The sequence below is a fragment of the Burkholderia cepacia ATCC 25416 genome (assembly GCF_001411495.1).
Classification (GTDB): domain Bacteria; phylum Pseudomonadota; class Gammaproteobacteria; order Burkholderiales; family Burkholderiaceae; genus Burkholderia; species Burkholderia cepacia.
The window spans coordinates 1,294,524-1,314,415 of the sequence record NZ_CP012981.1 but is presented as its reverse complement, the minus strand read 5'-3'; the positions used below and the strand labels follow the sequence as shown (position 1 = coordinate 1,314,415).

The window sequence follows — 19,892 nt, the reverse complement described above, 5'->3', positions numbered from 1 at the left end:
AAGGGCCTCGCGTGCGAGGCCCTTTTTCATGCCCGGCGTGCGTCGGGCCCGGCGACACGTCGCCGGCCGTCGTCACGCCCACGCCGCATCCCACGCCGGCTGCGCGAACCACGTCGCGAGGAACGCGACGAGCCGCGACGCGCGTGCGGTGCCGCGCGCCGGCTGGCGCAACACGTGGATCGTCGCCGGCTCGGGCGCCGCCGCGAACTGCGGCAGCACCGCGCGCAAGCGGCCATCGCGCAACGCGTCCCCCGCGAGCCAGGTCGGCAGGTGCGCGAGACCGAGCCCGTCGATCGCGGCTTCGAGCAACGCTTCCGAATGATTGCTGCGAAACCGCGGCTGCGCCGGCGCGTGGCGGCGCTCGCCGAAGCGCCACGCGCCCGGCGGCGGCACCCCGTGCCAGGCGAGGCAGTCGTGCCCGGCGAGCGCGTCGGGCGTATCCGGCTCGCCGCGCCGCGCCAGATACGCCGCGCTCGCGCACAGCACGCGCCGCTGCGGCGCCAGCACGGTTGCGACGAGGCGCGTGTCCTCGAGCGGACCGATGCGCACCGCGAGATCAACGTCGGAGCCGAGCCGCGCGCCCTGCAGGTCGACCATGCTGTCGGTCAGCACGAGGTCGACCTGCAGCGCCGGATGACGCTGCATGAACGCGGCCAGCGCGGCCACCAGATGCCGCCGGCCGAACGGCGCCGGACAGTCGACGCGCAGCAGCCCGCTCGGCTCGTCGTGCTGGCTGTGCAGGTCTTCCTGCAGGCCGCGCAGCTCGGCCAGCATCCGCGTCGCGCGCCCGTACAGCAACTGCCCGGCCTCGGTGGGCCGCAGCGCATGCGTCGTGCGATGCAGGAGGCGGATGCCGAGCTGTGTCTCGAGGCGGTCGATACGTCGCGTGACCGACGACGCGGCGACACCCAGCCGGCGGGCGGCCGCCGAGAAGCTCTGCTGGTCGACCACGTCGACGAACAGCGCCAGGTGCGGGGAAAGGAAATCGTCCATTCGGTGCCTTCGGATTTGGCTATGCGTTCATCGCAAAACAATCATCCGCTTTTGCGGGTTTCCGCGTCAAACCGGGCCGACTAGACTGCGTTCATCCATTTCATTCGCTGCACGCCCCGCCCCACCGGGCCGCGCGGCAGCCAACCGCCACGGAGATCACCATGCGCAGCATCCGCTTCGACGCCCCCGCCGCCGACATCGAGTCGCTCGACGCGCGGGTCAGGGAAATCGACACGCCCGTACCGGCCGACGGCCAGATGCTGATCGAGGTGCACGCGGCCGGCGTGAATCCGAGCGACGTGAAGGCCGCGCTCGGCCGCATGCCGCACGCGGTGTGGCCGCGCACGCCCGGGCGCGACTGGGCCGGCATCGTGCGCAGCGGCCCGGAAGGCTGGATCGGCGCGCCGGTGTGGGGCTCGGGCGGCGATCTCGGCGTCGGCCGCGACGGCTCGCATGCGCAATGGCTCGTGCTCGACGCGGCACTGGTGCGCCGCAAGCCCGCCGTGCTGACGCTCGACGAAGCGGCCGGCGTCGGCGTGCCGTTCGTCACCGCCTACGAGGGCTTGCGCCGCGCCGGCATGCCGACGGCCGGCGACGTCGTGCTCGTGTTCGGCGCGAACGGCAAGGTCGGCCAGGCCGCGATCCAGCTCGCGACCGCGCACGGCGCAACCGTGATCGGCGTCGAGCGCAGCGCCGGCGGCTATCGCGGCCATGCATCGGGCGACGTGCACATGATCGACGCGTCGAAAGAGCCGGTGGCCGACGCGGTGCGCGCGGCGACCGGCGGCCGCGGCGCGGACATCGTCTACAACACGGTCGGCAGCCCGTACTTCGAAGCGGCGAACGCGTCGATGGCGATCGGTGCACGGCAGATCTTCATCTCGACGATCGAGCGCAGCGTGCCGTTCGACATCTTCGCGTTCTATCGCGGCCAGCACACGTTCGTGGGCATCGATTCGCTGCAGCTCGGCGGCGCCGCGATCGCGCAGATCCTCGACACGCTCGCGCCCGGCTTCGGCAACGGCACCCTGCGCCCGTTCCCGATCGGCGACGACTACGTCTATCCGCTCGAGCGCGCGCACGAGGCGTATCGCGCGGTGCTGGCCGGTGCGCGCGAGCGCGTCATCCTCAAACCCTGACGCCGGATCACACGGGAGACCGCCATGACGGATTACGTGACTTCGCTCGCGGTGGGCCTCGGCGTCGGCGTGTTGTATGCGCTGCTGCACGTGCGCTCGCCGGCCCCGCCGCTCGTCGCGCTCGTCGGGCTGCTTGGAATGGTGATCGGCGAACGCGCGATCGCGCTGTTGCGCTGACGGGTCGATGCCGCTAGCTGTGAAGCTTCAATAGGTTGTATAGATGGTTCATCCGGACTGAGTCTGGGAGACTGGAAGTCGCCAAACACCCAACCTTCCAGGAACCCAGCCGGATGAACACCCATAAGAATGCCCGACTCACTTTCGCGCGTCGACTTGAGATGGTTCAGGAGATCACCGAATCCGGTTCGAGCGTGTCGCGAGCGGTGGCCGATCACGGCGTGACAGCACCGACTGTGCGCAAATGGCTTGGACGCTACCTAGCCGGCGGTGCGGTTGCGCTGGCTGACGCTTCTTCTCGACCGGCTCGCTCTCCACGCGCCATCGCCCCGTCGACTGCCTTACTGATCGTGGAATTGCGCCAGCAGCGCTTGCTGCAACGTCAGATCGCTCGACAGGTGGGAGTGTCGGCCTCGACCGTCAGTCGGGTGCTGGTGCGTGCCGGACTGTCTCGGTTGAGCGACCTGCAACCGCGTGAACCGGTTCAGCGCTACGAGCACAAGGCGCCGGGCGATTTGCTGCACATCGACATCAAGAAGCTTGGCCGTATCGCGCGTCCTGGCCATCGTGTCACCGGCAATCGGCGCGATACAGTGGACGGCGTTGGCTGGGAGTACCTGTTCGTCGCAGTGGACGATCACGCCCGGATTGCCTACACGGCAATGCATCCAGACGAGACGAAACGCAGTGCCGTGCAGTTCCTGCGCGATGCAGTGGCTTGGTACGCCGGACTCGGCGTGCGTGTGCATCGCTTGCTAACCGACAACGGTTCGGCGTTTCGCTCACACGAGTTTGCGCGAGCCTGTCAGGAACTGGGTATCCGGCACAAATTTACGCGGGCGTATCGTCCGCAGACCAACGGCAAGGCCGAACGCTTCATCCAGTCAGCGTTACGCGAATGGGCCTACGCATGGACATACCAGAGCTCGGCCCATCGCATCGAAGCCTTGGCGAGTTGGCAGCACCACTACAACTGGCATCGTGCCCATAGCGCCATCGGCGGCGTTGCGCCGATGGCCAGACTTCCCGCGTCGAGAAACAACCTCTTGACGCTTCACAGCTAGCGGTCGTCGCGCCGGCGGAATGCCCACCACGCGGCGAGTGCCGTGAAGCCCGCCACGAGCAGCACCATCAGCCAGAAGCCGTGCTTGTTCTCCGAGAACGGCACGCCGCCGACATTCATCCCGAAGAAGCCGGCAACGATGTTGATCGGCAGCGCGATCACGGTCACGAGCGTCAGCGTGAACAGCGTCCGGTTGTTCTGCTCGTCGAGACGCGAACCGATCTCTTCCTGAAGCAGCTTGATCCGCTCGTTGAGCCCGGCCAGGTCGGCGAGCACCAGCGAAAACTCCTCGGTCGACTCGCGCAGCTCCTGCACGTCTTCCACGTGCAGCCAGGCGGGCGGTTTCGCGAGCAGCCGGAAGATCGACCCGGGCTCGGGCGCGAGCATGCGCTGCAGGCGCGTCAGCGTGCGGCGCATCGCGCCGAGCTCGATGCGGCTCGACGTGAGCCGCTGCGACAGGAAGCGGTCCTCGATGCGATCGACGTCGATACTCGTGCGCCGCATGATCTGGATCAGCAGGTCGGCCTGGTCGCGCAGCAGGTGCACGAGCAGCTCCGCCGGCGACCGGAACTGCTCGCCGTCGCGCACGCACGCGCGCAGCGTGTCGACCGAACGCAGCGGCTTGAGCCGCGCGGTGACCATGATGCGCCGCTCGACGTGGACGAACAGCGTCGCGATCTCCGACGGCGTCAGTTCGAGGTTGAACATCACGTCGTTGACGATCGCGCGCAGTGCGCCGTCTTCCTGCTCGATGCGCGTCGAGCGCGACCCTTCGTGAAGGAATTCGAAGAAGCTGTCGGGCAGGCCGAGGTGCGTGCGCATCCAGCGCTCGCTCGCGCCGTGCGCGAGATTGAAGTGCAGCCAGACGAAATCGTCCGACGCGCCGTCGTGCTCGCGGCACGAGCGCAGCCACGCGGCGGCCGTGTCGGCATCGAGCGTCGCGCCGGATCCGCCCGGATCGAAGCGGAATCCGCACACCATGCCGGACGTATCGGCGCCGTAAGTCTGTACGATCAGGTCCATCGTGTCGAAGGTCGTGCGGCGCGCCGCGCGCCGCGCATCGCGGGTCGCGAGCCCGCGCCGGAAAAGGAAAGGAAACGTATGCCCGACGGGCGTGACGCGCCGGTGACAGCGTCACGCCGCATCATACCGGCCGATTCCGCGCCCCAAAAGCAACGCGCCGCCCAACGGGCGGCGCAGGTGCGGCAGGCCGGCAAACGCGAGACGCGTTACTGCCGCGTCTCCGACTGCGCGGCGCTCGGGCACGCGGGATCCTTGCCCCAGTGACCTTCGCAGACGCGCCAGCGGCACAGTTGATCCTCGAAGAAACCGCGCTCCGAGCATTCCTTCACGCGCGATGCCAGCGAGCCGGCCGTCGCGGCCGTCTTGGTCGGCACGGCCTGCGCCTTCTGCGCGGCGAGTTTCTTGTCGGCGGGCTTCGTGCGCGCGACGAGCGCCGCGAGCAGATCCGCATCCGGATCGTCCTTCCCGGCCGCCTTCGCACTGCGGGTCGGCGTCGCGTCGCGACGCTTCTTCGCCTGCGCAAGCTCGGCCTGCTGTTCCTTGCGATGCTTGCGGGCCTCGGCCTTTGCGTCGGCCTTGGCATCGGCCTTCGTGTCGGTCTTGCCGTGCGCCGCGACCTTCGCGTTCTTCGCTGCGTCGGCCTTCGCGGTCTTGGTCGCAGCAGCAGCTGCGGCAGCAGCGGCGGCCGCACCGGCCGTGCCCGATGCATCGTCGGCGCCGTTGGCGAGCGCGCGCGACAGGCGGCTGTTGTCCGCGGCGGACGCGGACGATGCGGAAGCAACGGTTCGGGAAGCTGCGTCGTCGTTGACGATCGTGGCCGGCTGCGCGGCGGATGCCGCATTTTGCGCGACCTGCACGGCAGCGTCGCTGGCCGCTGCGGCCTTCGCCGGTGCGGCGGCCGCGGGTGCGGCCTCGGCCGTGACGGCGGCGGCCTGCTCGCCCGAATGCTGCACACGCCATGCGCCCCAGCCACCGACGGCAACCACCAGTGCAACGACGGCCGCGATCGGCGCCTTCAGCGAACGGCGCGGCGGTTCGGCCGGCGGCGTGACACGTCCTTCCAGATTCGCGAGAATGCGCGACTGCTGAGCTCCGTCGCCTGCCGGTTTGGTATCGGACAGCAGGCTGGGCGGAGTTTTCGAATTTGAATTTTCCGGCGCACTCATTCAGCGTCTCATTGAATCCTGGTTTAATTCACCGCGATAATATAGCCCGGCCTCTCGAAGCAGCCTGATTCTAAGAGCAAGCATTGCAAAACACAATCAATTCCAATTTCCGGGGATTTCGTTGATTGCCGTCGCACTCGTCGCCTATTTCGCCCTTGCCGTAGCAGTTGCGGCACTGTTGCTTTTACCGGGTATCCGCGCGACCGTTTTCGAATCCGTCGCCCAGTTTCACGGCCGCCTAACACGCCGTGCGAACGATCGCGCCGCGCGTACGCGAAGTCAGATTGTTAAATCGGCAAGCGTTACGCGCGGTGCTTTAAACGATGTGCAAAATTTACTGGTTCGGCGGCGCTTGATGATTATGGTATCGGCAGGTATTCTTGCGACGCCGCCATTGGTCGCCATTGCGTTACGCGGCCGGCAATTGTTCCAGTACGACGACACGGCGCGCGTGCCCGACGAGAAGATCGCCGCCCTGCTGCAGGGCGAACAGCTCGTACCGCCCCCGCCGCTGCCGCCGGAAGTCTTCGCCACCAAGGAAGTCGAACAGGTACGTCCGGCGCTGAAGGATGCAAGCCGCGACTGGAACCTGCTGGATCCGGATTTCCGTACGCGTTTGCTGCTGGTCTACAAGATCATGCACGAACAATATGGATATGAAATGGCGTTGCTGGAAGGTTACCGGAGCCCGGAACGGCAGAACCGGCTGGCGGCAATGGGCGGCAACGTGACCAACGCGGCGGCCTTCCAGAGTTATCACCAATTCGGGCTGGCGGCCGACAACGCGTTCCTGCGCGACGGCAAGCTGGTCATTTCCGAGAAAGATCCGTGGGCGATGCGCGGCTACCAGTTGTACGGCCAGGTCGCCGAACAGGTTGGCCTGACCTGGGGGGGCCGCTGGAAAATGATGGATCTCGGGCACGTGGAATACCATAAACCCGGTTTTAAACTGGGACGCGGCAGCTAGCCAGGGCTGCCGGACAGGAAATAATGAGGGCGGCATGGGGCTTTTTAATATCCCGGCAGGAAACGATATGGGCGGCGCAAAAAATCATGCATTCCGGTGCGCGATTTTTTCCGGCCGCCGCTTCCGTTTTAAATCTCACAGCGTCCTTTCGTTAATGCGCGCGCCTTCTCCGATGCCGCGGGCGCATTGATGCCAGCCCCCTTCATCCCGTTTGACAGCATGGCGACACATCGCGGCGCCACCCTTGCCGCTCGACGCGCCTGCGTCGCCTCACCGAATCGCACCGGAACCTGAACGTCCTATGCAACGCATCCTCAACGTGCTGACTCATCCGCGTACGCTCTCGATCGTCGGGATCGTCGCGCTAGCGGCCATCCTCTTCATCGTCGCCGACATGCTCCAGCTGCCGCTCCTGTGGGCGGCGATCGCGTTCGCGGCGATCCTCGCGCTGTGGCTCGTCGTCGCGCTGTGGCGCCGCTGGCGCGTGAAGCGCGCGAACCAGCAGCTCGGCCAGGTGCTGGAGGAGCAGGCGGAAACCGGCAAGATCGCCGCGCCCGCCGCCGCCGCGCTCGCCCCCGACGCGAAGACGGCCGACCTCGACGTGCTGCGCACGCGCCTGTCGGACGCAGTGAAGACGATCAAGACGTCGAAGATCGGCCAGGTATCGGGCGGCTCCGCGCTGTACGAACTGCCGTGGTACATCGTCATCGGCAACCCGGCCGCGGGCAAGAGCAGCGCCGTGCTCAATTCCGGCCTGCAGTTCCCGTTCGCGGACAAGAACAGCGCCGTGATCCACGGCATCGGCGGCACGCGTAACTGCGACTGGTTCTTCACGACCGAAGGGATCCTGCTCGACACGGCCGGCCGTTATTCGGTGCACGAGGAAGATCGCAGCGAATGGCTCGGCTTCCTCGGCCTGCTCAAGCGCTACCGCCCGAAGGCGCCGATCAACGGCATCATCGTCACCGCGAGCATCGCCGAACTCACCGGCAACCGCCCCGAATTCGCGATCAACCTCGCGAAAAACCTCCGCCAGCGCGTTCAGGAGCTGACGGAGAAGCTCGAGGTGTTCGCGCCGGTCTACGTGATGTTCACGAAGGCCGACCTGATCACCGGCTTCACCGAATTCTTCAGCAGCAGCGACAAACACGAGTACGACCGCGTGTGGGGCGCCACCCTGCCCTACGAACCCGACGACAAGCGCGACGTGGTCGCGCAGTTCGACACGCACTTCGAGGAACTGTACGAAGGGCTGAAGGAAATCAGCGTCGCGCAGCTGTCGCTGTCGCGCGGCAACCAGCTGTCGCCGGGCCAGCTGAGCTTCCCGCTCGAATTCTCGACGATCAAGCCGTCGCTGCGCGCGTTCCTCGCGACGCTGTTCGAGAACAACCCGTTCCAGTACAAGCCGATCTTCCGCGGCTTCTACTTCACCAGCGCCTTGCAGGAAGGCGAAACCAACAGCGCGGCCGCGCAGCGCATCGCGCAGCGCTTCGGCCTCGACGGCAGCGCGCTGCCGAAGCCGCACAGTGCGTTCTCGAAGAACGGCTTCTTCCTGCGCGACCTGTTCTCGAAGGTGATCTTCGCGGACCGCCAGACGGTGCGACAGTTCGCGAGCCCGACCAAGACCCGGTTGCGCTACGCGACCTTCTTCGGCTTCGTCGCGGCGCTCGCGCTCGCGCTGGGCGGCTGGACCTGGTCGACGATCGGCAACCAGCAGCTCGTCGCGAACGTGCAGGCCGACCTCGACAACGTCACGCGCCTGCAGCAGGGCCGCAACGACCTGCAGTCGCGCCTGCAGGCGATGGACATCCTCGAAGACCGGATCGAGCAGCTCGAGCAGTTCCGCCGCGACAAGCCGGTCTCGGTGTCGCTCGGCCTGTACCAGGGCGACCGTCTCGAGCAGCACCTGCTGACCGAGTATTACAACGGCGTGCGCCAGATCCTGCTGGCCCCCGTGTCGCAGAATCTCGCGTCGTTCATGAAGGACGTGAACGCGCACCCCGAGCAGCTCGTGCCGATGACGCGCCCGCCCGAATCGGGCGCCGTGCAGGGTGGCGCGATTCCGGTCTCGACGAACGCGGCAGGCGCCGCGCCGCAGGCCGGCGCCGCACTGGCCGCGTCCGGCACCGCGCCGGCCGCCGCGCAACAGCCGGCCGCTCCGCAGGGCGGCCTCTACAGCGACGCGTCGCCGACCAACGTGCAGGACGCGTACAACGCGCTCAAGACGTACCTGATGCTGTCCGACAAGCGTCACGTCGAACAGGCGCACCTGACCGACCAGCTCGCCCGCTTCTGGCGCGGCTGGCTCGAGACGAATCGCGGCAACATGCCGCGCGACGAGATGATCAAGAGCGCCGAGCGCATGATCTCGTTCTACCTGTCGCGCGTGAACGACGACGACTGGCCGATGATCGACGCGAACCTCGCGCTCGTCGACCAGACCCGCGAGAACCTGCGCCGCGTCGTGCGCGGCATGCCGGCCCGCCAGCGCGTGTACGAGGAAATCAAGGCACGCGCGTCGACCCGCTTCGCGCCGATGACCATCGCGCGCATCGTCGGCGACGGCAACCAGGGGCTCGTGGCAGGCAGCTACGCGATTCCGGGCACGTTCACGCGCGAAGCGTGGTTCGACTACGTGCAGCCGGCGATCCGCGACGCGGCGACCAAGGAACTGCAGGCGAAGGACTGGGTGCTGAACACGTCGACGCAGGACGACCTGACGCTCGAGGGCAGCCCCGAGCAGATCCAGAAGACGCTCGTCGGCATGTACAAGACCGAGTATGCGCAGCACTGGCAGAAGTTCATGCAGGGCATCGCCGTGCAGGGCTTCAGCAGCTTCGGCCAGGCCGTCGACGGGATGAACCGCCTCGGCGACCCGCAGGATTCGCCGATCCGCAAGATCCTCGAGACCGCGTACGACCAGACGTCGTGGGACAACCCGTCGCTCGCGAACGTGACGATCAAGAAGGCGCAGACGGGTGTCGTGAACTGGGTCAAGCAACTGTTCTCGCGCTCGCCGGCCGGCCAGGTGGCGGCCGCCAACATCGACATCAACGGCAATCCGGCCGAGGTGCCGATGGGTCCGATCGGCCAGGAATTCATCGGGCTCGCGCGGATCGTCGCGGTGCATGACGGCACGTCGATGCTCAAGGGCTACATGGAGTCGCTGTCGAAGGTCCGCACGCGCTTCAACGTGATCAAGAACCAGGGCGACCCGGGCCCGGGCGCGCGCCAGCTGATGCAGCAGACGCTCGACGGCAACGGTTCGGAACTCGCCGATTCGCTGAAGCTCGTCGACGAACAGATGCTGACCGGCCTCACCGATTCGCAACGCAAGTCGCTGCGTCCGCTGCTCGTGCGGCCGCTGATGCAGGCGTTCGCGGTCGTGATCCAGCCGGCCAGCGCCGAAGTCAACAAGGTGTGGAACGCCCAGGTCTACCAGCCGTTCCAGAACTCGCTCGCGACGAAGTACCCGTTCGCGGCGAGCGCGAAGGTCGAGGCCGGCGCCGGTGAAATCGCGCAGGTGTTCGGTCCGGACGGCTCGATCGCGAAGTTCGTCGGCACGACGCTCGGGCCGCTCGCGGTGCGCCGCGGCGACACCCTCGCCGCCCGCACGTGGGGCGACATGGGCATCGGCCTCACGCCGGACTTCACGAACGGCTTCGCGCGCTGGGTCGCGCCGCTCGCGGGCGGTGCGGCAGGCGGCGCGGCCGCGTCGTCCGAGCCGCAGACGGTGTTCCAGATCCTGCCGCAGCCGAGCACGGGCACGACGGAATACACGATCGCGATCGACGGCCAGCAACTGCGCTACCGCAACACGCCGCCGCAGTGGACCAACTTCGTGTGGCCGAACCCGCAGGGCTCGCCGGGCGCGACGCTGTCCGCGACGACCTTCGACGGCCGCACGGTGCAGCTCGTCAACGAGCCGGGCCGCTACGGCCTCGAGAAGCTGATCAACTCGGCGCAACGCAAGCGCCGTCCGGACGGCACCTTCGACCTGACGTGGGCGCAGGGCAACGTGAACGTGTCGGTGACGATGCGCATCATCAGCACGTCGCAACCGTCCGGCGGCGGGGGCAGCGACCAGCCGCAGCAGCAGAGCCTGCGCGGCCTGCAGCTGCCGTCGTCGGTCGCCGACGCGAGCGCGGGCGCCGCGCAGAACGCGACCCAGTCCGGCGCGGGTACGCCGGGCGCAGCGCCGGCCGTCGCGGCCGCCAACGCAACGAATGCACAGGGGGCGCAATGACGCAAACCGTACAGGCGCAAATCGCCTACTTCGGCAAGATTCCGTCGCGCGGCGACTTCGTGAAGAGCCCGCACAATCCGCAGTTGCTGCAGACGCTCGACCGCTGGATCGCGCAGGCGCTCGAACTGCTCGCGGAAGATCCGCGCTGGAAGCTCGTCTACGAGGATGCGAAGCCGATGCATTTCGCGTTCCTCGGCTCGCGCAGCAAGCTCGCGATCGCGGGCCACATGGTCGCGAGCCACGACGTGTCGATGCGCCGCTTCCCGTTCCTCGGCGCAACGGCGCTCGAAGTCGACCGGCCGCTCGCGTTCCTCGCGCGCAGCCCGCTCGCGTTCGCGCGGCTGTGGTCGCGCGTCGCCACGCAGATCCCGCCGCTGCTCGGCAAGGACGAGCCGCCCGGCGCGCTGCAGGCGCTCGGCGACACGCAGGTGCCGATCGACGTCGGCGGCCCCGGCACGTCGCATGACGGCACCTTCAACGATTTCGTCGAACACCAGTCGCTGTACGGCCTCCAGGAGATGCTGCTCGACAGCGGTCATCCCGTGCGGCTGCGCGGCGCGATGCTCGCGCTCGGCTCGCTGCTGCGGCCGGTGATGCAGAGCGGCTCGTCGCACATCGAACGCGGCCTCACGCTGCCGCTGCCGGTCGATCCGTTCTACCGCAGCCTCGTCGCCGCGTTCTGGCTCGAACTGATCGCGCCGTTCGTCGCGCAGGCCGACTTCGAGCTCGCGATCTTCATCGGCACGATCGCCGAGCGCGAACGGCTCATCATCGGCTTCAACGGCGCGTCGGCCAAGACGCTGCTGAGCGTCGTCGACCCGCAGACCTACGCCGCCCACAACATCGACATCGACGATCCCGAGTGGATCGACGCCCATGCGCAAAACGATCACCAGATCAGCAAGCTCGTCAGCTACCTCGACCAACCGCAACTCTCGCTGCGCGTCGCCATCGACGCGTTCCGCGAAGCGTTCATCGGAGGCTGACGGGATGCATCGCATGAATCACGTCCTCGCCGCCCTCCTCGCCTCGGGCCTGTTCATCGGCAGCGGCACGGCTTTCGCGCAGAACACGGGCGCGACGGTCACGCCGGTCGGCAACGGCACGGTCGCGACGACCGCGCTGCCCGCGAACACCGGTGCCGCACCGGGGACGGCGTCAGGCGCCGTCGTGCACGGCACGGCCGGCGCCGCGAGCACCATCACGCCGCCGCCCGCGGCCGCGACACCCGGCCAGGTGGTCGTCGGCGGCAAGGTGCCCGACGAGGCGACCAAGGCCGCCGTGCTGCAGAAGCTGCGCGACACCTACGGCGCGACGAACGTCGTCGACCAGATCGAGGTCGGCGACGTCGCGACGCCGCCGAACTGGAGCGCGAACGTGCAGAAGCTGCTCGGCGCGCAGCTCAAGCAGATCAGCAAGGGGCAGCTGAAGATCAACGGCACGCAGATCGAGATGAAGGGCGAGGTGCACAACGAAGCGCAGCGCCAGCAGCTCGCGAGCGACATGGCGAACACGCTGAACCCGACGTATACGATCAGGAACGGGCTGCGCGTATCGGCGTCCGAACAGGGCGTGCTCGACCAGACGCTCGCGAACCGGACGATCGAGTTCGAAACGGGCAGCGCAACGCTCACGCCGCAGGGCAAGCTGATCCTCGACCAGATGGCGGCCGCGCTCGCGAAGATGCAGAACCGCACGGTCGACATCATCGGCCACACCGACAACTCGGGGAACCGCACGTCGAACATCGCGCTCAGCCAGGCGCGCGCGGATGCGGTGAAGGGTTACCTGATCACGAAGAGCATCCCGCCGCAGCAGATGACGACGACGGGCGTCGGGCCGGATCAGCCGATCGCGCCGAACGATACGGCGGACGGGCGCGCGCGGAACCGACGGATCGAGTTCCGGGTGGGGCAGTAAGCGTAGAGGGATGTCACGGGCCGCTTCGTGCGAAGCGGCCCGGCAGGCGACGGGCGGCGGCAGCGATGCGCCGCCCGTTTCGCGTTTACGACTGCTCGTCAGGCCTCACGCCCAGCAGTTCGCGAATATGCGACAGCGAGCCGTCGTCCTTCACGACGCTCTCGAGCCACTTGTGCAGCGGCATGTCGGCCCATTCGGCCGCCTTGTCGGCGAGATACGCGACCGGGCTGTGCGGCTCGGTCTGGCGGAAATAGCGGGCGACCGCGCGCAACTGGTCGACGGCCTGCGCACGGTTCTGGATGCCGGCGATCATCTGCGTCACCGGGGCGCGCGGAACGGGCTGCGGCTGCACGTGAGTCTCCTCGGTCTGAATCGGGTTGCCGAACACCGGCTCGATGCGCTCGGGTTGCGCCTGCGGTGCCGACTGCGTGTGCGGCGCGCTGCCCGTATAACCCTGCTCGCGCGCAAAGCGCTCGGCGAGCCGGTACACGGTCTCGAACGCGTCGCGCGCCTGCCGGAAGCTCGGCGCCGAATCGCCCGCGCGCTCGACGAGCCGCTCCTCGAACGCATCGAGCGCGAATTCGAACGCCTTCAGGTTCGCGAGCAGCGCCGTGTAGAACGCGATCGACGTTACGCGCCGCGACGAATCGATCTGCTCGATCGACGGCTTGCCGCGTGCGATGTCGTCCGCGTGTTCGGGGTCGCGCTTGATGGCCTGCGCGACGTGCTGCGCCACTTCCCAGTCGAGCGTGCTGAATGCGTTCGACGCGCCGTCCGTCAATGGCACCGCGCGCAGCAGCTCCGCCGTGCGGCCGGACAGCCACGCGACGTTGCCGAGCCGGTGCTCGGTGTCGTCGTCTTCGGGCAGCGGGTGCACGGTGTCCCAGAAGTCGCGGCACAGGCCCTCGAGCAGCGCATAGCCTTCGGTGAGGCCGGTGATGCCGTCCTCGAGCGCGAGCGCCTCGGTCAGCCATACGGCGAGCCGCAGGTCCTTCGTGCGCGTGCGCAGCAGCTCGCCTGCGTGATCGACGACGAAGCCCCAGTCGGCCTCCTTGATCTCGGTCACCCATTCGCCCTGGTCGAGCGTCGGATCGTCGTAGCGCCGCGCGTCCTGGATCGCGTCGAATTCGTTCGAAAACAGCAGGTCGTCGCCGCTGGGCGACGCATCGCTGATCGGCGTCAGCAGCTCGGGGAGATTGATCGGCATGGTTTCAGTTCATCGATGCTGGGTGATACGCGGCCGCGCTCATTCGACGGTGTACGTGAATTCGCCGGCCTCGTCCGCGCGCACCGCGATGCGCGCGATGGCCGCGCCGTCGGCGATCCGGCCGAGCACGTGGCCCGCGATCTCCGGCAGCAGCGTGCCGTTCAGGATATGGTCGACGTTGCGGGCGCCCGAATCGACTTCGGTGCAGCGCGCGAGCACCGCGTCGACGAGCGACTCGTCCCATTCGAACGCCGCCTTGTGGTTCGCCTCGATCCGGCGGCGGATCCGCTCGAGCTTCAGCTCGATGATCTCGGCCAGCACGTCGTCGGAAATCGGGTAGTACGGCACGACCTTCATCCGCCCGAGGAACGCGGGCTTGAACGTCTTGTACAGCTGCGGACGCAGCGTCTCGGCAAGGGCATCCGGATCGGGCAGTTCCTCGGCCGGCTTGTTCAGGCACGCCTGCATCACCGCGGCGGAACCGACGTTCGACGTCAGGATGATCAGCGTGTTGCGGAAGTCGATCTCGCGCCCTTCCGCATCGTCCATCGCGCCCTTGTCGAACACCTGGAAGAACATCTCGAGCACGTCGGGGTGCGCCTTCTCGACCTCGTCGAGCAGCACGACCGAATACGGGTTGCGGCGCACCGCCTCGGTCAGCACGCCGCCTTCGCCGTAGCCGACGTAGCCCGGCGGCGAGCCCTTCAGGCCCGACACGCTGTGCGCTTCCTGGTACTCGCTCATGTTGATCGTGACCATCTTGCGCTCGCCGCCGTACAGGATGTCGGCCAGCGCGAGCGCCGTCTCGGTCTTGCCGACGCCCGACGGCCCGACGAACATGAACACGCCGCGCGGCTTGTTCGGATCCTCGAGGTTCGCGGTCGCGGTACGCACGCGCTGCGCGATCGCGTCGAGCGCATGGTCCTGGCCGATCACGCGCGCGGTGAGCAGCGGCTGCAGGTTCAGCACGGTGTCGATCTCGTCCTTCACCATCCGGCCGAGCGGAATGCCCGTCCACGCGGCGACGATCTCGGCGACGACATGCCCGTCGACCTGCAGCGGCACCATCGGCTCGCCGCCCTGCAGCGCGTGCAGCGCCGCGACGCGCTCGGCGAGCTTGTCGCGGGTCGCCTGCACGTCGACCGGCTGGCCGTCTTCCGACGGGCCGCGTGCCTTGTCGAGCGTGTCGCGCAGTTCGGTGATCTCGGCGACGATCGCACGCTCGGCTTCATAACGCGCTTCGTCCTTCGCCAGTTGTTCGAGCGCCGTGTCGCGCGCGCCGCGCAGCTCGCCAAGCCGCTCGTCGTGCGCCGCGCCGCCGGCCGCCTCGCGCTCCAGCGACGCGATTTCCGCGTCGATCCGCTCGATGCGCTTCTTCGTGTCGTCGATCGCCGCCGGCGTCGCGCTGTGCGCGAGCGCGACCTTCGCGCACGCGGTGTCGAGCACGCTGATCGCCTTGTCCGGCAGCTGGCGGCCGCTGATGTAGCGGTGCGACAGACGCACGGCCTCGGTGACCGCATCGTCGAGGATCCGCACGTTGAAGTGCTTTTCCATCAGGCCGGACATTCCGCGCAGCATCGCGGCCGCGAGCGGCTCGCTCGGCTCCTCGACCTTCACGACCTGGAAGCGCCGCGCAAGCGCCGCGTCCTTCTCGAAGTACTTCTTGTATTCGCTCCACGTCGTCGCGGCGATCGTGCGCAGCTCGCCGCGCGCGAGCGCCGGCTTCAGCAGGTTCGCCGCGTCGTTCTGGCCGGCCTGGCCGCCCGCGCCGATGATCGTGTGCGCCTCGTCGATGAACAGGATGATCGGGTGCGCGCTCTTCTTCACCTCGTCGATCACGCTCTTCAGGCGATTCTCGAACTCGCCCTTCACGCTCGCGCCGGCCTGCAGCAGCCCCATGTCGAGCACGTGCAGCGCGACGCCGCGCAACGGCGGCGGCACGTCGTCGGCCGCGATGCGCAGCGCGAGGCCCTCGACGACCGCCGTTTTGCCGACGCCGGCCTCGCCGGTCATGATCGGGTTGTTCTGGCGGCGACGCATCAGGATGTCGATCGCCTGGCGGATCTCGGCTTCGCGGCCGATCACCGGGTCGATCTTGCCGTCGCGTGCGCGCTGCGTGAGGTTGGTCGTGTACGTGTCGAGCGCGGGCGTCTTCGACGGGCCCGCCGCGGGCGCCGCGCCGTCGACTGCCGGCGCGAGGCCGCCGTCTTCCGTATCGGCCTGGCGCGGTTCGGCCTCGCTCGATCCGGCCATGATTTCGTCGAACTTGTGCTTCAGGTCCGTCACGTTCACTTCCGCGAACTGCGACGACATCCGCTGCGCGAATTGCGCGAGATCCGGCGCGGTCAGCAGCGCGAGCAGGAGGTGCCCGGAACGGATGCGGCCGAGCTGCGAATCGAGCGACGCGATCAGCCACGCCTGCTCGAACAGCGCGATCAGGTGCACGGAGAACACCGGCGTGCGCGTGTTGCCTGTCTTCAGGCGCGTCAGCTCGCGCTCCAGATCGGCGCGCAGCGCATGCGGATCGACACGGCTCGCGCGCAGCGCGAGCGGCAGGTCGCCCGCCGGCTCCTCGAGCAACGCGAGGAACAGGTGCTCCAGATCGACTTCGTAGTGGCCGCGCGCCAGGCACGCGCTCGCCGCACGCTCGGTCGCGTGGCGGCACAGCGGGTTCAGTTTCGTGATCAGGGTCTTCAGAGGCGTGCTCATGGCGTCGATCTCAGGTTCGATTGTGTGTTTGTTGTTAGGGTCTGTTTACATATGGAACGCGCATGCGTTGCCACGAGAACGGCCGCTCGCGAGGCGCGCGACGCCGCGAATACTGACGTATTCGCAAGGAGCGCAACGCGGCGAGCGGCCGTTCTCGTGGCAACCCCAAATCAAAAAATTCATATCACGGGAATGCCCGAAATCGCCCGCATGGCGGCGTCGCTCGTCACTTGTTTGGCTCGGCCAAACGGCGCTCCTCACTTCTTGCCCTGCGAGCGATTTCGGGCATTCGCATGCGCGTTCCATATGTAAACAGACCCTTGGATTCAGTGAATCACGTGCAGTTCGTAGCGCGCGTCGGAGCGATCCTCGAGCGCGTCCCGCGTGCACAGGAACGCGTCCCAGCCGAGCCGCGAGCCCGCGCCGAGCACGCTCGCGCCGACCTCGGTGCGCTTGAGCACGAGCTTCACCTCGTATTCGAGCGTGACGCCGGCGAGCAGCGTCAGCATCCGCTCCAGTGCGATGGCCTGCGCGCCGCCGGGCAGGAACGCCTCGTAGTCGCGCTTGGACAGCGGGCCGACGACGATCCGCGCGCGCATGTCGCGCTGCCATACGCGTTCGCCGACGAGCGCCGTCGCGCCGAGCACCGCGTTGACCTCGCCGAGCACGCTCAGCTGGTCGGGCGGCACGTCGTACCACTTGCCGACGAACTGGTCGATCTTCACCGGCACGCGGAAATAATCGGACAGCGTGCGCTGCAGGTATGCAGCCGACATCGGCCGGTGCCGCGCGGCCAGCGCATAACCGGCAACGGCCTCGTCGAGCACGCCGCCCACGCCGGCCGCGAGGCTGTCGCGCACTTCGTCGCTCGGCACGCCCGCGATCGCGAGCAGCAGCGGCAGGTAGCGTTCGTCGCGATCGAGCTCGTAATGGAACGGCAGCCGGTATTTCTTCCACGCGGCATAGAACAGCGCGGTCGCGCGGTTCGAGAACACGTCGAAGAATGCGCGCGCCGCGTGGTCGCGCTTCAGGTGCTCGCGCGCGATGATCTGCTCGGTGTAATGCAGCGGCAGCGCGCCCTGCCCGCCAAGCAGCCCGAAGAACGCGGGCGTCAGCTCGACGTGGCCGAGCTCGCGGGCCGCGAGCGCGGCGCCGCGCTGCTCGTCCGTCTTCAGTTGCGTGCCGTCGCCGTCGAACGAGCGCGCGCCTTCGATCTCGCTCGGCGGAAAGCCGAGCGACAGCGTATTGCGGAATTCGATGCGCTGCGCGACCACGTCGCCCTGCCGCCACGCGCCGGGCGCATCCGACGCCTGCCGCGCGAACAGCCCTTCGAGCACGCGCACGGCCTGGAAGAACTCGAAGCGGTGCGGTTCGTCGAGCAGTGCGTCGACTACGCCAGGATCGATTCGCCGGTCCGGGGCTTGCATCGGATGATCTCCTCGCCGGTGCGCTTCGACACGACGACTAGTTGAACGAAACTGTTGAGGTGGACGTACAGCCCGAAGAAGCTGTCGAGCACGCGCACGAACGAGGCCAGGCTCGCGCCGACGAAGTGCTCCTCGTCGATCGTCAGGCGGATCTCGATGCCGCGCACGAAGGTCGCGAACGGCTTGCCCGGCAGCCACTGCACGGCGCCGCGCTGCTCGACGCCGGCGAGGCCGTCGATCTGGCGCATCGACACGGCGGTGCGCCGCAGGTCGTACAGCGTCAGCATTTCCTTTAGCGGCGCGAGGCCGTGCGCGACCAGCGACACGTGATTGAGCGCGAGGTGCGACACGAGCCGCCAGTGCGCGGCGCGACCGCGCTCGAAGCGTACGCTCTGCGTCGGGCGGCGCAGCATCGAGATGCCGCTCGTCTGCGCGCCGCCTTCCTGGAACAGGTCGCCGCCTTCGAGCCCGAACGCGAGCATGGCCGGCAGGTCGCGGTTCGTGCAGGTGAGGTCGAGGCTCAGCGTGTCGGTCTGCGGCGACGTCGGCTCGAAATCGATGTCGACGATCGAGATTTCGGTTTCATAACCGGGGCTCTTCTGCGCGACCCAGTCGTTGCGGCGCGCGAACCAGTAATGGCCGATCCGCGCCGATTCGCCGTGATGCAGCGAGTAGAACGGCCGGAATTCGATCACCGATTCCTCGTGCGCCTGCTGCCTGACGAGCTTCACCGAATCGATCGAGTACACCTCGTATGCGAACGCGCGCCGCGCCTCGGCGATCACCGGGTAGGACACCGCGCGGTGCGTGATGCGGATCGGCTCGCCGTGCTGGCGGAACAGGTTGACGATCGGCGTGCAGAACAGCCGGAAGTGGCTCGCCGTCAGCAGTTCGAGCAGCCGCGCGACGTGCGAATCGCTGCGCACGTCCTGCAGCACGAGATGCAGTGTCGCCCGCTGGCAGCGTCCCGTCGCGCGCGCGATCGCCGCGATGTCGAAGTCGACGAAATCGAACTTGTCGGGGAACGCGAAGTATTCGGTGAGCAGGCGATACGCGGGATGCGATTTCGCCGGGTAGTCGATCAGCGCGTCGTCCTCGTCGAAGCCGGCGTGCGCGATCGGCAGCTTGCGCAACGCGGTCCAGCGACCGTTGCGTTCGGGCTCGACATACGCGCCGAGCACGTTGACGAACAGGCAGTCGGTCAGCGCGGCGACGAACGACTGCTCGCCGTGCAGGTGCGCGCGCAGCGTCGGCAGCTTCAGCGCACCGAGATCGAGCTGCGCGGCGAGCGACTCGAACGTGACCGAGATCACGCCCGTCGCGTTCGACGGCAGCACCGTCGCGCTCGGCGCGAGCGCGACCGGCGTGTAGCGCGCCTCCGAGATGCGGATCGGCGCGAGCGTCACGTCATAGGCGGTGCGGAACCGGCACTGCACGCCGCGGATCGGGCGGCTCTTCAGCTCGGTACCGCGATCGATCACGACCGGCTCGGTCTGCTGGCCGGGCGAGGCCGGCGTGAACTGCGCGATCGAGCACGACGGGAACGGCCGCAGGTAGTGCGGATAGAGCACTTCCAGCAGCGCTTCGGTGAATTCGGGGTAGTCGTCGTCGAGCTTCTTGTTGATGCGCGCGCCGAGCAGCGCGAACGACTCGATCATCCGCTCGACGTGCGGATCCTCGCAATGCTCGCCGGACAGCGCGAGCCGTGCCGCGATCTTCGGATAGCGTTCGGCGAAATCTCGCGAATAGCGCCGCAAAAACGATAATTCGCGCTCGTAATACGGCAGCAATTCTTCCATCGACGACCCCGAACCTCAATATTTCCTGCCGGACCCTGAACCATCACCGGGCGGTC

The 19,892-nt window shown here is 67.7% G+C and carries 13 protein-coding genes and 1 pseudogene; 7 read left to right on the top strand and 7 right to left on the bottom strand.

Features of this window, described 5'->3' with window-relative positions:
* Positions 1 to 72 precede the first annotated feature (72 nt).
* Positions 73 to 993, bottom strand: coding sequence for a LysR family transcriptional regulator (locus APZ15_RS06025; protein WP_021161804.1), 921 nt, complete (start codon positions 991 to 993; stop codon positions 73 to 75).
* A 161-nt stretch (positions 994 to 1,154) separates the two neighbouring features.
* Here APZ15_RS06025 and APZ15_RS06020 point away from each other — a divergent pair, with 161 nt between their 5' ends.
* The 3 genes and pseudogenes from APZ15_RS06020 (at position 1,155) to APZ15_RS06015 (ending at position 3,373) form a co-directional block, all read left to right on the top strand.
* A complete protein-coding gene (locus tag APZ15_RS06020) occupies positions 1,155 to 2,132 on the top strand; it encodes a quinone oxidoreductase family protein (protein ID WP_027788503.1) in 978 nt (325 codons plus the stop codon).
* Between the two features lie 24 nt (positions 2,133 to 2,156).
* Positions 2,157 to 2,306: pseudogene (locus APZ15_RS38810) on the top strand (DUF1427 family protein); the annotation flags it as partial.
* Positions 2,307 to 2,422: 116 nt separating this feature from the next.
* Complete coding sequence (locus APZ15_RS06015) at positions 2,423 to 3,373, top strand: IS481-like element ISBcen26 family transposase (RefSeq protein ID WP_027788504.1); 951 nt, start codon at positions 2,423 to 2,425, stop codon at positions 3,371 to 3,373.
* Here the strand turns inward: APZ15_RS06015 and APZ15_RS06010 are convergent.
* A complete protein-coding gene (locus tag APZ15_RS06010; RefSeq protein WP_027788505.1) occupies positions 3,370 to 4,395 on the bottom strand; it encodes a transporter in 1,026 nt (341 codons plus the stop codon). The genes APZ15_RS06015 and APZ15_RS06010 overlap by 4 nt on opposite strands.
* A gap of 206 nt (positions 4,396 to 4,601) precedes the next feature.
* Positions 4,602 to 5,561, bottom strand: coding sequence for a hypothetical protein (locus APZ15_RS06005; protein WP_027788506.1), 960 nt, complete (start codon positions 5,559 to 5,561; stop codon positions 4,602 to 4,604).
* A 121-nt stretch (positions 5,562 to 5,682) separates the two neighbouring features.
* On the opposite strand from APZ15_RS06005, the gene APZ15_RS06000 reads away from it, so the two are divergent.
* The 4 genes from APZ15_RS06000 (at position 5,683) to APZ15_RS05985 (ending at position 12,694) form a co-directional block, all read left to right on the top strand.
* Positions 5,683 to 6,528, top strand: a complete 846-nt coding sequence (locus tag APZ15_RS06000; protein WP_021161809.1) for a M15 family metallopeptidase — start codon at positions 5,683 to 5,685, stop codon at positions 6,526 to 6,528.
* A gap of 301 nt (positions 6,529 to 6,829) precedes the next feature.
* Positions 6,830 to 10,774, top strand: coding sequence for a type VI secretion system membrane subunit TssM (gene tssM, locus APZ15_RS05995; RefSeq protein ID WP_027788507.1), 3,945 nt, complete (start codon positions 6,830 to 6,832; stop codon positions 10,772 to 10,774).
* A complete protein-coding gene (gene tagF / locus APZ15_RS05990; protein WP_027788508.1) occupies positions 10,771 to 11,760 on the top strand; it encodes a type VI secretion system-associated protein TagF in 990 nt (329 codons plus the stop codon). Before tssM ends, tagF begins: the two co-directional genes overlap by 4 nt.
* Positions 11,761 to 11,764: 4 nt before the next feature.
* The gene (locus tag APZ15_RS05985; protein ID WP_027788509.1) at positions 11,765 to 12,694 is read left to right on the top strand and encodes an OmpA family protein; all 930 of its coding nucleotides are present in this window, start codon (positions 11,765 to 11,767) and stop codon (positions 12,692 to 12,694) included.
* Positions 12,695 to 12,779: 85 nt separating this feature from the next.
* On the opposite strand, the gene tssA is transcribed toward APZ15_RS05985, so the two are convergent.
* The 4 genes from tssA to tssF all read right to left on the bottom strand — a co-directional run bounded on the left by tssA (position 12,780) and on the right by tssF (position 19,836).
* A complete protein-coding gene (gene tssA / locus APZ15_RS05980; RefSeq protein ID WP_027788510.1) occupies positions 12,780 to 13,901 on the bottom strand; it encodes a type VI secretion system protein TssA in 1,122 nt (373 codons plus the stop codon).
* 39 nt (positions 13,902 to 13,940) lie between these two features.
* Complete coding sequence (gene tssH, locus APZ15_RS05975) at positions 13,941 to 16,610, bottom strand: type VI secretion system ATPase TssH (protein ID WP_027788511.1); 2,670 nt, start codon at positions 16,608 to 16,610, stop codon at positions 13,941 to 13,943.
* A 326-nt stretch (positions 16,611 to 16,936) separates the two neighbouring features.
* Entirely contained in the window at positions 16,937 to 18,037 is a 1,101-nt protein-coding gene (gene tssG, locus APZ15_RS05970; RefSeq protein WP_027788512.1) for a type VI secretion system baseplate subunit TssG, read from the bottom strand.
* Complete coding sequence (gene tssF, locus APZ15_RS05965) at positions 18,001 to 19,836, bottom strand: type VI secretion system baseplate subunit TssF (protein WP_027788513.1); 1,836 nt, start codon at positions 19,834 to 19,836, stop codon at positions 18,001 to 18,003. The genes tssG and tssF overlap by 37 nt, the downstream gene beginning before the upstream one ends.
* Between the last annotated feature and the right edge of the window lie 56 nt (positions 19,837 to 19,892).

What these genes read in the sequence shown, in the direction of transcription:
- APZ15_RS05985 (WP_027788509.1), top strand. Translation starts at nt 11,765, where the DNA reads ATGCATCGCATGAATCACGTCCTCGCCGCCCTCCTCGCCTCGGGCCTG.
- tssA (WP_027788510.1), bottom strand. Translation starts at nt 13,901, where the DNA reads ATGCCGATCAATCTCCCCGAGCTGCTGACGCCGATCAGCGATGCGTCG.
- APZ15_RS06010 (WP_027788505.1), bottom strand. Translation starts at nt 4,395, where the DNA reads ATGGACCTGATCGTACAGACTTACGGCGCCGATACGTCCGGCATGGTG.
- APZ15_RS06025 (WP_021161804.1), bottom strand. Translation starts at nt 993, where the DNA reads ATGGACGATTTCCTTTCCCCGCACCTGGCGCTGTTCGTCGACGTGGTC.
- tssG (WP_027788512.1), bottom strand. Translation starts at nt 18,037, where the DNA reads ATGCAAGCCCCGGACCGGCGAATCGATCCTGGCGTAGTCGACGCACTG.
- tssF (WP_027788513.1), bottom strand. Translation starts at nt 19,836, where the DNA reads ATGGAAGAATTGCTGCCGTATTACGAGCGCGAATTATCGTTTTTGCGG.
- APZ15_RS06020 (WP_027788503.1), top strand. Translation starts at nt 1,155, where the DNA reads ATGCGCAGCATCCGCTTCGACGCCCCCGCCGCCGACATCGAGTCGCTC.
- tssM (WP_027788507.1), top strand. Translation starts at nt 6,830, where the DNA reads ATGCAACGCATCCTCAACGTGCTGACTCATCCGCGTACGCTCTCGATC.
- APZ15_RS06015 (WP_027788504.1), top strand. Translation starts at nt 2,423, where the DNA reads ATGAACACCCATAAGAATGCCCGACTCACTTTCGCGCGTCGACTTGAG.
- tssH (WP_027788511.1), bottom strand. Translation starts at nt 16,610, where the DNA reads ATGAGCACGCCTCTGAAGACCCTGATCACGAAACTGAACCCGCTGTGC.
- APZ15_RS06005 (WP_027788506.1), bottom strand. Translation starts at nt 5,561, where the DNA reads ATGAGTGCGCCGGAAAATTCAAATTCGAAAACTCCGCCCAGCCTGCTG.
- tagF (WP_027788508.1), top strand. Translation starts at nt 10,771, where the DNA reads ATGACGCAAACCGTACAGGCGCAAATCGCCTACTTCGGCAAGATTCCG.